Origin of the sequence: Nocardioides imazamoxiresistens (assembly GCF_032378595.1) — a bacterium.
GTDB classification, from domain to species: Bacteria; Actinomycetota; Actinomycetes; order Propionibacteriales; family Nocardioidaceae; genus Nocardioides; species Nocardioides imazamoxiresistens.
On sequence record NZ_JAVYII010000011.1, the window covers coordinates 137,166 to 149,769 of the forward strand.

The following is a 12,604-nucleotide window of genomic DNA, read 5'->3' on the forward strand; positions in this document are numbered from 1 at the left end:
CCTCAGACGTCGCGGCGGTAGCGGCGCACGGTCTCCATGAACCGCTCGGGCTCCACCATCGAGCGGTCGACGGCGACCGGGCCCAGGCTGCGGCGGTGCACGACGAAGCTCCAGTCGCGGCGACCGGGCGTGCCGTTCTCCTCGACGTCGAGCTGCAGGTTGGTGAGGTCGAAGCGCGACTGGCTCTGCCCGCGGCTGATCACCAGCGTGCCGCGGTCGATCACGACGCGCGTGGGCGGCGAGCTGGCGCGTACCGCCCAGACCACCAGGGTCACGGCGGCCGCCACGCCCGCGAAGGCGAGGTCCGCGGTGTCGCGGGAGCGGTACGCCAGGTAGCCGAGACCGACGGTCAGCCCCAGGCCAAGCAGGATGAGCATGGTGGTGGTCACCTGGCCCACCCGCGAGGTCCCGAACTCGACCCGCAGCTCGACGGGGGCCGTCGACGTCGGCGTCTGCGTCCGTACGGGCGCGGGCGCCGGGCCGGGCCCGTCGACCTCCGCGGCGGAGACGTCCTCGGCCGCAGGGTCGTCGTCGACGAGCACGTCGGTGTCCGGGTCGTCGACGGCCGGCCCGGCCGGCTCGTCGGCCACCGGCGTCGCGCCGAGGGCGGCGAGGACCTCCAGCTCCGCGCGGCGGCCGTCGCCCACGACCGTCGTCCGGCGCTCCTCCTCGGCCTGGCGCTCCTCCTCGATGCGCTGGGCCGCGGCGAGCAGCGGGGAGGCGGGCGCGTCCGAGGGCTCGGGGTCCGGCTCGGTGTCGAGGTCGGTCTCGGGTTCGGTCTCGGGTTCGGGCTCGGGTTCGGGCTCGGGGGTGGGCTCGGGGTCGTCGGCGCGCAGCGCGGCGAAGACGGAGTGCGCCACCGCGTGCTGCCCCGTGGGCCCCGGCCGCTCGGGCGCCGGGGCGGGCGCCGTCGCTTCGGGCTCCGGCGCGCGCAGCCCGGAGTCGGTCGCGGTGGGCGCCGGGCGCGCCTCGGGCGCGGCGTCGTCGCGGTGGGAGGGGTCGCTGTCGTTCGTGGTCGTCCGGTTGTCGAGCCACCGCCCGAGGAGGTCGGTGGGCGTACCCCCGTCGCCCTGCCTGCTGCTCATGGGCACAAGTTACGTCGCACGCGTCCCCCATATGAGGTATCTCGGAGAGTCACCGGCCGCCGGGGCCGCCGCGTTCTGCTGGACTTGCGCCCCACTTGTGTCGATCTGGGGGCGGTCCACGGGTGGCGGTGGCAGACTCCGGCGTACGCCTGGTGGGGCGACCCGAGACGCACCACCAGGTCAGGCCCCGCGTCGTTGTCCCCCGTCGGCGCGGGGCCGCCCCCATTCCGCGCCACCGGCGCGCGAGCGCGCCGGCGCCGCTCCGATACGCTGCCGTCAGCCCCATCCCGGGCCACTAGCTCAATGGGCAGAGCAACGGACTTTTAATCCGCTGGTTCAGGGTTCGAGTCCCTGGTGGCCTACTGAGAGTGCCCCTGGCCTGGATCGACGGGTCGGGGGCCAGGTCAGCGCAAGGGATCAGGGCAGGACCACCTCGGCGAGCACGGCGCGGTGGTCGGTGCCGGGGACGCCGAGGGACTCGACGTACGACGCCTGCGCACCGCGCACCAGCACGTGGTCGATCCCGATCAGCGGGACGTACCGGTCCTGCGGCCACGTCCGCACCCAGCCCGAGCCGGACTGCTCGGCCGCGTCGCGGTATCCCTCGTCGAGCAGCTGGCGGAGCTCCGGGTGGTCCCAGGTCGCGTTGAAGTCGCCGCCGACCACGACGGGCAGGTCGTCGGGGACCGCGTGCAGCGCCTCTCGGACCTGCCCGAGCTCGGCCTCCCAGGCGCGGCGCTGCACGGGCCAGGGCGCGACCGGGTGGGCGGAGCCGACGCGTACGGCGCCGTGCCCGGGCACCTGCGCCGTCGCCAGCACCGTCGTGAGGAAGGTGTCGGGCAGCGCCTCGGCGTCCTCGAGCGGGAAGCGCGCGTAGATACCGCTGCCGACCGCGGTCTCCGCCGGCACGAGCTGGTGGTGGGGGAGGACGTCGGCGAGGAGCGGGGTGAGCGCGTCCTCCGCGGCCGGGGTCAGCTCCTGCACGAACAGGACGTCGACGTCGCGCGCCTCGACGAGCTCGACGAGCGCATCGGGGTCGGCGCCGCCGTACTCGAGGTTGCTGGTCAGGACGACCAGTCGCGGACCGTCGTTGGTGACGTCGTCCCCGAACAGCAGCGGCCCCTGCGTCCACACCGCCGGCGCGAGCAGTACGACGGCCACCCCGGCCGTCGCGAGCGCCGTGCGGCGACGTCGCGTCAGCAGCAGGCCCGCGACCCCGACGGGCAGGGCGAGGACGGCCGCGGCGAGCAGCCACGGCACCCCGCTCGTCGCGGCGGCCCAGCGGGTCGAGGTGAGGGAGACGTGGTGCAGCAGCACGACCGCGAGCGCAGCGACGACACCGCCGCCGACGGCCCCGACGACGACCATGGTGCCGACGACGCGCAGGGCTCGGTCCACGTCCGTGGAGTCTAGGGTCGCCGCCACGGGCGAAGGGGCATTGGCTATGGAGGTCGTCAGGCATTCAGGGCGCGACGGTTAGCGTGACGTCGTCAAGATGGCGGCAGCTCGAGGGGGCGGATGATGAGCGTGGGGGAGTTCCTGTTCTACGCGGCCTTCGGTGGGGTAGTCGCAGTTGTGGTCGGGCAGCTCAGGCGTCGTGGGTGGTCGATGCCTCGGGTGCTGGCGGCTGTCGTGGCTCTCGGTCTCGTTCTTGGAGTCGTCACGGGCGTTACCTCGGGGCTGCTCGACCGAGCCTCCTAACGTCCGGGCGCGTCGACCTCCCCTGCGACTTCCTTGCGACCTCCCGCGGGATGCGTTGGCAACCGGATCGAGGTCGCGCGTCGGTGCGTTGCCGCTGCGCCAGCGGAGCATCCGGTGTCGCCGCTGACAGTCAGGGAGACGGCTGCGATGCAGGACGGCCGCGAAGTCGGCTGGGACCACGCGAAGGCCGGACGCAGCCAGCGCCCGCGTCGTAGCGTCACGCGCATGTCGCACCTCGAGACCGACGCAGCCGGACGACGTGGGCTGCCGCCCGAGCAACGACCGGCGTCGGCGGCGGACCTCGCGCGACTTGCCCAGTGGCAGGTCAACGTGTGGGGCCGTGCGCTGGCTCTCGGCCTGCTCCTCGGAGCTATCGGTTCGATCGGGCTGTTCCTCGTCGACCAGCCCGGCCGTCTCCTGCCGTTCGTCGCCGCGCTGCCGGTGCTGACGACGGTGGCGGTGCTCGCGTTCGCGCGCGCCCCACGGCTCTAGACGACGGCGTACGCACCGCGGCCTTCCCAGGGCGGTCGTCAGCGGAGCGTGAGCACCGGGAGGCCCCCGAGGTCCGGCGCGGCGTGGTCGCCGACCGCCACGACCCGGTACGCGCGGACGGGCGCGGCGCCCACGCCGCTGCCGTGCAGCCGCTCGGCGACGGGCACCCACCGCTGGGCGTCGTCCAGCTCGAGCAGGGCGAGGCGTCGGCCGGACGCGGCGTGCTCGGCCACCACGCTCCTCCGCACGGCCAGCGCGCCGCGCGCCACGCGGTCCACCAGGTCGGCCAGCACGTCCGCAGCCGCCCGCGGGTCAGGGCCGGTGACGACGAGCTCCGGGTGCGGGCGCGCGGCCAGGCCGACGGTGTGGGTGTACGCCTCCCGCTCGCCGTCGGCGGGCACGTGCGTCAGGTGGATCCCCTCTCGCTCGAGGAGACGCCACGCGCGGCGGGAGACGTCGCCCCGGCCCACGTTGCCCGCGGGGGAGCGACGGTACGCGACGCGGCGCCGCCGCCGCGCGCGGAGATCGATCGAGGCGGCGGCCAGGGAGAGTGCGAGGAGGCACGTCAGGAGCAGGAGCATCCCCACGTCGATCCACACGGCGGCGGGAGAGGGGGAGCCCGACAGCCGGACGACCGCAAGCACGATCTGGAGCGCGCAGAAGGGTGCCGCCACGGCGTACTGGCACGGTTGCCCGACAGTCTGCTGCACCAGGCGCCGCCAGGAGGAGGTCATCGCAGCGTCAGCACCGGAAGACCCGTGAGGTCCGGCGCGGCATGGGCGCCGGGCGTACCGGGGTGGACGTCCCACGGCCACCGACCCTGCTCGTCGACCGGCACGAGCTGGAAGGCGCGGACCGGAGGCCCGCCGACGCCGCGGCCGTGCAGGCGGTCCGCCACGGGCACCCACCGCTCGGGCTCCGCCAGCTCGAGCACGGCGAGCGGTCGCCCGGTCCACGCCTTGACGGCCACGGCGCTCTGCCGCACGGCGAGCTTCCGGCGGGCCACACGGTCCACCATGTCGCCGAGCATCGCACCGGCCGTGCGGAGGTCCGCCCCGGTGACGACGAGCTCGGGGTGGTGGCGGGCCGACAGGCCGACGGTGTAGGTGTACGGCGGCCTGCTCGCGTCCCCGGGGACGTGGGTGAGGTGGACGTCGCGGTGCACCAGCACGTGCCGGTCCCGCCACGGGACGGCCCTGAGGTCGACGTTGCCGGCCGGGGAACGGCGGTAGGCGACCTGCCAGCGGATGCTGAGCCACAGGCCCAGCAGGCAGCACACCAGGATCGCGGGCGAGAGCGTGGCGACGCTCCGTCCGATCCACGGGGCCCAGTCGGGCATGTCGGTGCCGCCGTTCGCCCGCGCGGCGAGCGCGAACTGAGCCAGGAGGCCGAGGAAGGCCATTGGGAACCACGGGCCGGCCTGGGCCACGCGTTGCAGCGCGCGGGGCAGGGACCGGTCCGTCACCGCTCGAACCTATCGGGCCGCGGACCCACGGGTCCGTGGTTCCGGCGAACGCGGCCCGCCGACCTACGATGCGCGACGCCCCGTTCCGCGTCCCGGAGGACCCCATGCCCGACCGCACCGACCTCACCGACTTCATCGCCGGCCTGCCGAAGGCCGAGCTGCACGTCCACCACGTCGGCTCGGCGTCGCCGCGGATCGTCGCCGAGCTCGCCGCGCGCCACCCCGGCACCGTGCCCAGCGACGTCGACGCGCTCGCGGAGTTCTTCGAGTTCCGGGACTTCGCCCACTTCATCGAGGTCTACCTGGCGGTCGTCGAGCTGGTGCGCACGCCCGAGGACATCCGCTACCTGACCTACGAGGTGGCGCGCGAGATGGCCGCCGGCCAGAACCTGCGCTACGCCGAGCTGACCTGCACGCCCTACACCTCGGTACGCCCGCACGACGAGGGCGTCGGGATGGCGATCGAGGCGTACACCGAAGCGCTCGAGGACGCCCGCGTCGCCGCCGAGCGCGACTTCGGGCTGGTCATGCGCTGGATCTACGACATCCCCGGCGAGTCCGGCCTGCCCGCCGCCGACGCGACCCTCGGCTTCGCGCTCGACCACGCCCCCGACGGGCTCGTCGGGTTCGGCCTGGGCGGGCCGGAGATCGGCGTGCCGCGCCCGCAGTTCGCGCCGCACTTCGACGCTGCGCGCGCCGCGGGGCTGCGCAGCGTGCCGCACGCGGGCGAGACCACCGGCCCCGAGACGGTCTGGGACGCGCTGCGGCTGCTCGGCGCCGAGCGGATCGGGCACGGCACCTCCTCCGCACAGGACCCCGAGCTGCTCGCCCACCTGGCGGCCACGGGCGTACCCCTCGAGGTCTGCCCCTCCTCCAACATCGCCACCCGCGCCGTCGCCACGCTCGCCGAGCACCCGCTGCGGGCTTTCCGCGACGCCGGCGTCACGGTCACGATCAACTCCGACGACCCGCCGATGTTCGGCACGACGCTGAACCGGGAGTACGCCGTCGCGGCCGACCTGCTCGACCTCGACCGGGCCGGCGTCGCCGACCTGGCGCGCACCGCGGTGCGGTCGTCGTTCGCGGGCGACGACGTCAAGGCGCGGGTGCTGGGAGAGATCGAGGCCTACGTCGCCGACGCGTCCGACGCCGAGGACGATTCGCGAGGCGCCTGACCAGGCGATCTGCGGCGTTCCGCACCCGCAGGCGTCCCCACGCTGCTACGTTCCGGTCGCCGAGGCGGCAGAGGGCCGTTCGCGACGAGAGACGAGACCCGTGCGCCGACTGCTCCTCCTGCCCGTGCTGGCCCTCGCCGCGCCGTTGCTGACGGCCGCGCCCGCGAGCGCCGCGACCGTCGACTCCTTCACCCTGGAAGGATTCGCGGACGACCTGGCCGCCTACGCGGGCACCACGATCGAGGTCGCGTGGGACGTCGTCCCGCTCGACGCGACCGCCACCGTCGCCGTCGCCCCGGCCGGCACGGCGGTCGACGTTCTCGCCGGCTGGGACGCGGCCACCGTCGCGGGCGCCGTCGACTCGGTCGTCGACGTGACGATCCCGGAGGACGCGGAGCCCGGCGCGGAGTACACCTTCCAGCTGCTGGTCTCCGAGGACGGGGCTGCCGCTGTCTCCGACGTCCTCACCGTGCTCGTGCTCGAGACCCCGGTGAGCGTCACGCCCCCGCCGGTGGTGTTCGACGGCTGCGACGTCGTGATCCCCGACGTCGAGGGCGTGGGCTGGACGGTGGAGGAGCGCTACTTCGACGAGGGGTACAGCTCGACGCTCGAGATCGAGCCGGGGCGCTACCCGCTCGCGGCGTTCGGCGACGGCAACGACACGACCTTCTTCGCCTTCCCGAGGTACGGCTTCGAGCTCGACCCCGGCGCTCCCGACAGCTTCCCGGTCGCAGAGGAGGACCAGGCCTGCTTCGACGCCGACGTCGTCGAGATCAAGCCGGGATGCGGCACGGTGATCGTCTCGAACCCCTCCGAGGTGACGGTGGACCTCTACGTCGAGCCGTCGGACAACGACAACGTCGGCACCGGGATCGAAGCCCAGATCTTCTCCCTCGAGCCCGGGATGGCCGTGACCGTGGAGGTGGACGCCGGCAGCGTCTACGTCGACGCCGGCGTGACGATCCCGACCGGTTGGGGAGAGGCCGAGTACGTCTCGGTCCAGTCCGTGACGGACCTCGAGCTCGACCCGGCGTGTGCGGGGACGGCCCCGGTCGCCCGCCCCACGCACCCGACCGCCGCCCCGGCCGCCGGCGCCTGAGCCGGTCTCAGCGCCGCGACCCCGCGGCGTACCGCCCGTCGGCCGGGCGTAGCGTGCGCAGGTGACCTCGGCCGACTCTCGAGGACGGGCCGCGGTGCCGTGGCTGTTCGTGCTCGCCCTCCTGCTCGCTGCCCTCAACTTCCGGGCCCCGTTCGTCGGGGTGTCGGTCGTGGCCGACGAGGTGCGCAGCGCGCTCGACGTCACCAGCGGCGAGGTCGGCCTGCTGACCAGCCTGCCGGCCCTGTGCTTCGGCGTGGCCGCTCCGCTCGCCCTGCTGGTGATGCGTCGCTGCGGCGCCGAGATGGCGCTCGCCATCGGCCTGGGAGGGGTGATCGCGGGCGTCCTGCTGCGCTCCGCGGGCGGTTTCCCGGCCGCGCTGGCCGGCACGCTGCTGATCGGCGTCGCGATCACGGTGGGCAACATCGTGGTGCCGGTGCTCATCCGGCGCCGTACCCCGACCAGCGAGGTCGGGATGGTGACGGGGGCGTACACCGTCTCGCTCAACGTCGGCTCCATGGGCGTGCTGGTCAGCACGGGTCCCCTGGTCGCGGCGACCGGCTGGCAGGTCGGTCTGCTCGCGCCGGCGCTCGTGTGCGTCGTGGCGTTCGCGGTGTGGTGGCGCGTCGGCGTACGCCCGCTGGCCGCGGCCGCCGTGGTGCCGACCGCGGAGCCGGCGCCGGAGACCGGCCCCGTCGAGCCGCCGAAGCCGCTGTGGCGCGAGCCCGTGGTCGTGCTGCTGACGCTCGCGTTCGCGGGCCAGGCGGCGTCGTACTACTCCCTGACCGCCTGGCTGCCCTCCGTCCTCGCCGACGACGCGGGCACGGGCGCCGGCGCGACCGCCGTGCTGTCCGGGTTCTTCCAGATCTCCGCCGTGCTCGGCGCGATCGGGGTGCCCCTGCTGAGCCGGTGGGCTCCGGAGTGGATCGCGATCGCCCTCGTCGGCGCGCTGTGGATGACCTTCCCGATCATCCTGCTCGTCGCCCCCGAGGCGCACCTGGTCGGCATCGTGCTCGGCGGCGCCGCGCAGGGCGGTGGCTTCGCGGCCATCTTCACGATCGTCGCGCGCGTCGCCCGCTCCGACCGCGAGAGCGCGGGCATGTCGACGATCGTGCAGGGCGGCGGCTACACCGTGGCGGCGATCGGGCCGGCGCTGATGGGCGCGATCCACGACGTCACCGGGACGTGGACCGCGCCCCTGCTCGTCACCGTCGCCTCGACGGCGACGATGGCCGTCGCCGGCACCGCGGCGGCGGTCAGTGCTCGGCGTCGGACAGATCGAGGTCCTTCGGCGTGAGCCGGGCGACGACGCAGGCCGTGACCAGCAGCAGCACGCCGCCCGCCAGGCCCGTCCAGGCCAGCGAGTCGGTGAACGCCGCCGCCGCGTCCGCGGCCAGCGTCGCGCCCGGGCCGCCGAGGCCGTCGGCGACCTCGAGCGCGCCGCCGAGCGACTCCCGGGCGGCGTCCACGTCGCCCGCCCCGACGCCGGCTGCGGTCAGGTCCGACGCCGGCAGGTCGCTGCGGTAGATCGCGGACGCGACGCTGCCCAGCACCGCGACGCCGAGGACGGCGCCGATCTCGTAGCTGCTCTCCTCGATCGCGGCCGCGCTGCCGGCCTTGTCGGTCGGGGCGCCCGCCATGATCACGGCGGAGGCGACCGCCAGCGACGCCATCCCGATCCCGACCAGCAGCAGCGCCACCGCCAGGGCGGCGTACGACAGCGGGTGCGGCGCGACGAACAGCACGAGGAAGCCGAGCCCGCCGACCGCCAGCCCGCCCGCCAGCACCGCGCGCGCGCCGATGCGCTGCGCGACGCCGGGCGCCAGCGGCGAGCCGATCAGCCCGCCGACCGCGAGCGGCAGCAGGGCCAGGCCGGTCTGCAGCGGCGACCAGCCGTGCACCAGCTGCAGCCACTGCGCGCCGAGCAGCAGCAGCGCGGCCATCGCGATGCTCGTGGCCAGCGCCGTCAGGACGCCGGCGCGGAAGGCGCGGCCGACGAACAGGCGTACCTCCAGCATCGGCGCCTCGACCCGCAGGCACCGGCGCACGAACAGCGTGAGCAGCACGACCGCGGTGATCGCGGCGGCGACGCCCTCGAGGTCGACCCCGGACTTGGCGAGGTGCTTGACGGCGTAGACGAACGCGGTCATGCCGACCACCGACAGCGCCACCCCGGGCAGGTCGATGCGCGGCGGGGTCGCCGAGCGGCTCTCGGGCAGCAGGACGAGCGCCGCGACGGAGGCCACGACCATGATCGGCACGTTGACCAGGAACGCGGCGTGCCAGTCGAACCGCTCGAGCAGCAGCCCGCCGACGACCGGACCCAGGGCCCCGCCGAGCGCGGCCATCGCGGCCCACACGCCGAGGGCCTTCGCCCGCTCGACGGGATCGGTGAACAGCGACCGGATCAGCGACAACGTGGTCGGCATGATCAGCGCGCCGCCCACGCCGAGCAGGGCGCGCACGGCGATCACGTGCTCGGAGGTGTCGGCGACCAGGATCGTCAGCGACGCGATCGCGAAAAGCGCGAATCCGGTCAGCAGCGCGCGGCGGCGGCCGAACCGCTCCGCGAGCGCGCTGGCGGGCACGAGCAGGCCCGCGAGCACGAGGGAGTAGACGTCGACGATCCACAGCTGCTGCGTCGACGACGGCTGGAGGTCGGCGGTCAGCGAGGGCAGCGCGACGTTGAGGATCGTCATGTCCATGACGACGACGAGCAGGCTCGCGGACAGGACGGCCAGGCCGGCCCAGCGGCGGGGGTGGCCGCCGGGGTGGCCGGCGGCGGTGGTGTCGGTGCGGGGGTGGTGCGTGGTCATGCGGAGGCTCCGTCGAGGAAGGTCGAGAGGACGAGGGGGGCGAGGTCGCGCGGGGCGACGTCGCCGGATCTGATGGCGTCGCGGGAGGCGACCAGCAGGCCGTACGCCGCGTGGCCGATCCAGCGGGCGGGCACGTCGCGGCGCAGCACGCCGGCGTCCTGGGCCGCGGCCCAGAAGGCCACCTCGCGGTCGAAGAGCCGGTCGGTGCGCTCGAGCAGCGCCGGCTCGGTGCACAGGAACTCGTCGACGAGCGTGAAGCCGAACTCGTCGGCGTCGGCGACCAGCTGGGTGAGCATCGCGGTCGCGCAGTCGCGGATGCGCTCGGCGTCGCCGGAGGCGCCGGCCGCGTCGATCCCGGCCTCGTCCTGGGTGCGCTCCCACCGGTCGAGCGACCGCTCGCCGAGCTCGCGCACCAGCGCCTCGCGCTTGGCGAAGTGGCGGTGCAGCGTGGCGCGGCTGATGCCGGCGGCCTCGGCGATCGCCGCCATCGACGCGGTGGCGTCGGTGTTGAGGTGACGCAGGGCGGCGCCGAGGACGTCGTCGCGCGTGGCCATGCGGTGCCTCCGGGGTGGTGGGGGGATGCCGAGTGAGACATCAATGTCTCATATGGGACACCAGAGTTGCACGCCGAGGCAAGTCGAGGGGTCCGCCGCGACCCTTCGTTGCGCCCCCGTCATCGGGGCGTTGCAGAGACTTCATCGCCGAAGTTCGAAATCACCTGCCCGGAGAATGTCGACGGCGCCCATCTGGTTGGTACTGTCCTTCTCGCAGCAGGTGCAGGTTCCAGCAGGTAAAGCCGGCGGAGTTCGTGATCCAACGGCGCTTTTTTCTCGTGGGCAACCACTCACGTGAGTCGGAGCGACGTGTCACCGCATCTGGTGTAGGGCCGTCGAGGTGACGGCTCTCGCCCCGACACAAGGAGAAGTGAGTCGACATGACTCTGGGCACCGTGAAGTGGTTCAACGCTGAGAAGGGCTTCGGCTTCATCGCGCAGGAGGACGGCGGCGACGACGTCTTCGTGCACTACTCGGCCATCCAGACGCAGGGCTACAAGTCCCTGGACGAGAACCAGAAGGTCGAGTTCGACGTCACGCAGGGCCCCAAGGGCCCGCAGGCGGAGAACGTCCGCCCCGTCTGAGGTCGGACCCGGGCGCACCTGCCCGAGACCAACGCGAAGGCCCTTCCCGCTCCGGCGGGAGGGGCCTTCGTCGTTCCCGGCGGTGGTCGCCCGGCGCGCTAGGGTCGGGCCCCGTGACCGTCCCCTCCGCCGACCTGCCGCACCGGCTGCGCGACGCGCTCGTCGCCGCCGACTTCACCGTCGACACCGTGGCCGGGTTGCTCGGCCCCGTCGCGCACGGGGCGCTCGCCCGCAACCAGACGGCGCCGGGGCTTGCGCGCACCACCGACGGCTCGCCGCTCGCGACCCTCACCCGGCTGTTCCTGCTGCAGGCCGCCGTGCCGCGCTCGGCCGCGGACGCAGCGCTGCCGGACCTGGTCGACCGGCTCGCAGTCGAGGGGGTCCTGGAGGCCGGCGTGGGCGAGGTGCGCGCCCGGCTGGACTGCCGGCCGTACTCGGCCCCCGACGCGCTCGGCGACCACGACTTCTGGGTGGTCAGCGACCTCACGCCCGGTCTCGACGGCGCCCCCAACCACGTCACCTCCGACCACGTGCTCGGGATCAGCTCGGCCTCGACGTCGCTGGCCCAGCTGACGATCCGCGAGGACGTCGCCTCCGCCCTCGATCTCGGCACCGGCTGCGGCGTGCAGGCGCTGCACCTGGCCACCCACGCGGGCCGCGTGGTCGCGACCGACGTCAACCCCCGAGCGCTGCGGGTCGCGCGCCTCAACGCCGCCCTCAACGGCCTCGACCAGGTCGAGGTGCGCGACGGCTCGTACTTCGAGCCGGTCCGCGGCGAGCAGTTCGACCTGATCGCCACCAACCCGCCGTTCGTCATCTCGCCCGGCAACCGGGAGCGGCTCGTCTACCGCGACTCCGGCCTGCCCGGCGACCGCGTCGTGGAGGACATCGTCCGCACGGCGCCGCGCCACCTCGTGGAGGGCGGCTGGTGCCAGGTGCTCGCCAACTGGGTGATCGCGAAGGGCCAGCCGTGGGACGAGCGTCTCGCCGGCTGGCTCGGGGCCGGGCCCGACGGCCCGGAGTGCGACGCGCTCGTGGTGCAGCGCGAGGTGCTGGACCCCGCGGCGTACGTCGAGCTGTGGCTCGCCGACGAGGGCGCGGTCGGTACGCCCGACTACCTGCGGCGCTACGACACCTGGCTCTCGTGGTTCGAGGAGCAGGGCATCGAGGGCGTCGGGTTCGGCTGGATCAACCTGCGACGCCGCGTCGCGGGCGAGGCGGGCCCCGTGCGGCACCGGCTCGAGGAGTGGCCCTACGACATCGAGCAGCCGATCGCCTCGGCGATCGCCGCCTGGGGCGACGCGGTCGACGAGCTGCGCCGCACCGACGACGACGCCCTGCTGGGCCGTCGCCTGCTGCTCGCCGAGGGCGTGGTGCAGGAGACCGTCGGAGCGCCGGGGGCCGAGGACCCGGAGGCCATCGTGCTGCGCCAGCAGCGGGGCTTCCGGCGCGGCCACGCCGCCGACACGGTCACGGCCGCGATCGTCGGCGCCTGCGACGGCGAGCTCGCGCTGGGGGTCATCGTCGACGCGGTCGCGCAGCTGCTCGAACAGGACGCCGCCGACCTGCGCGCGACCTACCTCCCGGTCGTGCGCCAGCTCGTCGAGGACGGGTTCCTCACGCTCTGAGGTCCCCG

General features: G+C 74.3%; 12 protein-coding genes and 1 tRNA gene. 7 read left to right on the plus strand and 6 right to left on the minus strand.

The window, feature by feature from the left end:
* Window positions 1-2: 2 nt before the first annotated feature.
* On the minus strand, window positions 3-1,085 hold the full coding sequence (locus tag RDV89_RS19990; RefSeq protein WP_315736041.1) for a hypothetical protein: 1,083 nt from the start codon (window positions 1,083-1,085) through the stop codon (window positions 3-5).
* Between the two features lie 289 nt (window positions 1,086-1,374).
* Between RDV89_RS19990 and RDV89_RS19995 the strand changes: the two genes are divergently transcribed.
* A tRNA-Lys gene (locus tag RDV89_RS19995) sits at window positions 1,375-1,447 on the plus strand.
* 55 nt (window positions 1,448-1,502) lie between these two features.
* On the opposite strand, the gene RDV89_RS20000 is transcribed toward RDV89_RS19995, so the two are convergent.
* Complete coding sequence (locus tag RDV89_RS20000) at window positions 1,503-2,483, minus strand: endonuclease/exonuclease/phosphatase family protein (RefSeq protein ID WP_315736043.1); 981 nt, start codon at window positions 2,481-2,483, stop codon at window positions 1,503-1,505.
* A 528-nt stretch (window positions 2,484-3,011) separates the two neighbouring features.
* Here RDV89_RS20000 and RDV89_RS20005 point away from each other — a divergent pair.
* Window positions 3,012-3,278 (plus strand): hypothetical protein, encoded by a 267-nt coding sequence (locus tag RDV89_RS20005; RefSeq protein WP_315736045.1) that lies wholly within the window; start codon window positions 3,012-3,014, stop codon window positions 3,276-3,278.
* 38 nt (window positions 3,279-3,316) lie between these two features.
* On the opposite strand, the gene RDV89_RS20010 is transcribed toward RDV89_RS20005, so the two are convergent.
* On the minus strand, window positions 3,317-4,012 hold the full coding sequence (locus RDV89_RS20010) for a DUF4262 domain-containing protein (protein WP_315736047.1): 696 nt from the start codon (window positions 4,010-4,012) through the stop codon (window positions 3,317-3,319).
* Entirely contained in the window at window positions 4,009-4,743 is a 735-nt protein-coding gene (locus RDV89_RS20015; protein WP_315736049.1) for a DUF4262 domain-containing protein, read from the minus strand. The genes RDV89_RS20010 and RDV89_RS20015 overlap by 4 nt, the downstream gene beginning before the upstream one ends.
* 104 nt (window positions 4,744-4,847) lie before the next feature.
* On the opposite strand from RDV89_RS20015, the gene RDV89_RS20020 reads away from it, so the two are divergent.
* From RDV89_RS20020 to RDV89_RS20030, 3 genes are all read left to right on the plus strand, one after another.
* Window positions 4,848-5,918, plus strand: coding sequence for an adenosine deaminase (locus RDV89_RS20020; RefSeq protein WP_315736050.1), 1,071 nt, complete (start codon window positions 4,848-4,850; stop codon window positions 5,916-5,918).
* Between the two features lie 100 nt (window positions 5,919-6,018).
* Complete coding sequence (locus tag RDV89_RS20025; protein ID WP_315736052.1) at window positions 6,019-7,017, plus strand: hypothetical protein; 999 nt, start codon at window positions 6,019-6,021, stop codon at window positions 7,015-7,017.
* A gap of 61 nt (window positions 7,018-7,078) precedes the next feature.
* Window positions 7,079-8,311, plus strand: a complete 1,233-nt coding sequence (locus tag RDV89_RS20030) for an MFS transporter (RefSeq protein WP_315736054.1) — start codon at window positions 7,079-7,081, stop codon at window positions 8,309-8,311.
* Here the strand turns inward: RDV89_RS20030 and RDV89_RS20035 are convergent.
* Window positions 8,271-9,830 (minus strand): MFS transporter, encoded by a 1,560-nt coding sequence (locus tag RDV89_RS20035; protein WP_315736056.1) that lies wholly within the window; start codon window positions 9,828-9,830, stop codon window positions 8,271-8,273. The genes RDV89_RS20030 and RDV89_RS20035 overlap by 41 nt on opposite strands.
* Window positions 9,827-10,384 carry a TetR/AcrR family transcriptional regulator gene (locus RDV89_RS20040; RefSeq protein ID WP_315736058.1) on the minus strand — a complete coding sequence of 186 codons (558 nt, stop codon included), beginning with the start codon at window positions 10,382-10,384 and terminating at the stop codon, window positions 9,827-9,829. The genes RDV89_RS20035 and RDV89_RS20040 overlap by 4 nt, the downstream gene beginning before the upstream one ends.
* Before the next feature lie 380 nt (window positions 10,385-10,764).
* Here RDV89_RS20040 and RDV89_RS20045 point away from each other — a divergent pair, with 380 nt between their 5' ends.
* Together RDV89_RS20045 and RDV89_RS20050 are read left to right on the plus strand one after the other, a co-directional pair.
* Window positions 10,765-10,968: a cold-shock protein gene (locus RDV89_RS20045; RefSeq protein WP_163770910.1), complete on the plus strand. Its 204-nt coding sequence runs from the start codon at window positions 10,765-10,767 to the stop codon at window positions 10,966-10,968.
* 113 nt (window positions 10,969-11,081) lie between these two features.
* Window positions 11,082-12,596: a DUF7059 domain-containing protein gene (locus RDV89_RS20050; protein ID WP_315736063.1), complete on the plus strand. Its 1,515-nt coding sequence runs from the start codon at window positions 11,082-11,084 to the stop codon at window positions 12,594-12,596.
* The last annotated feature ends 8 nt before the right edge of the window (window positions 12,597-12,604 follow it).

Bases quoted from the DNA above. Each gene is read 5' to 3' on its own strand.
- RDV89_RS19990 (WP_315736041.1), bottom strand. From the start codon at position 1,085: ATGAGCAGCAGGCAGGGCGACGGGGGTACGCCCACCGACCTCCTCGGG.
- RDV89_RS20005 (WP_315736045.1), top strand. From the start codon at position 3,012: ATGTCGCACCTCGAGACCGACGCAGCCGGACGACGTGGGCTGCCGCCC.
- RDV89_RS20045 (WP_163770910.1), top strand. From the start codon at position 10,765: ATGACTCTGGGCACCGTGAAGTGGTTCAACGCTGAGAAGGGCTTCGGC.
- RDV89_RS20010 (WP_315736047.1), bottom strand. From the start codon at position 4,012: ATGACCTCCTCCTGGCGGCGCCTGGTGCAGCAGACTGTCGGGCAACCG.
- RDV89_RS20020 (WP_315736050.1), top strand. From the start codon at position 4,848: ATGCCCGACCGCACCGACCTCACCGACTTCATCGCCGGCCTGCCGAAG.
- RDV89_RS20035 (WP_315736056.1), bottom strand. From the start codon at position 9,830: ATGACCACGCACCACCCCCGCACCGACACCACCGCCGCCGGCCACCCC.
- RDV89_RS20040 (WP_315736058.1), bottom strand. From the start codon at position 10,384: ATGGCCACGCGCGACGACGTCCTCGGCGCCGCCCTGCGTCACCTCAAC.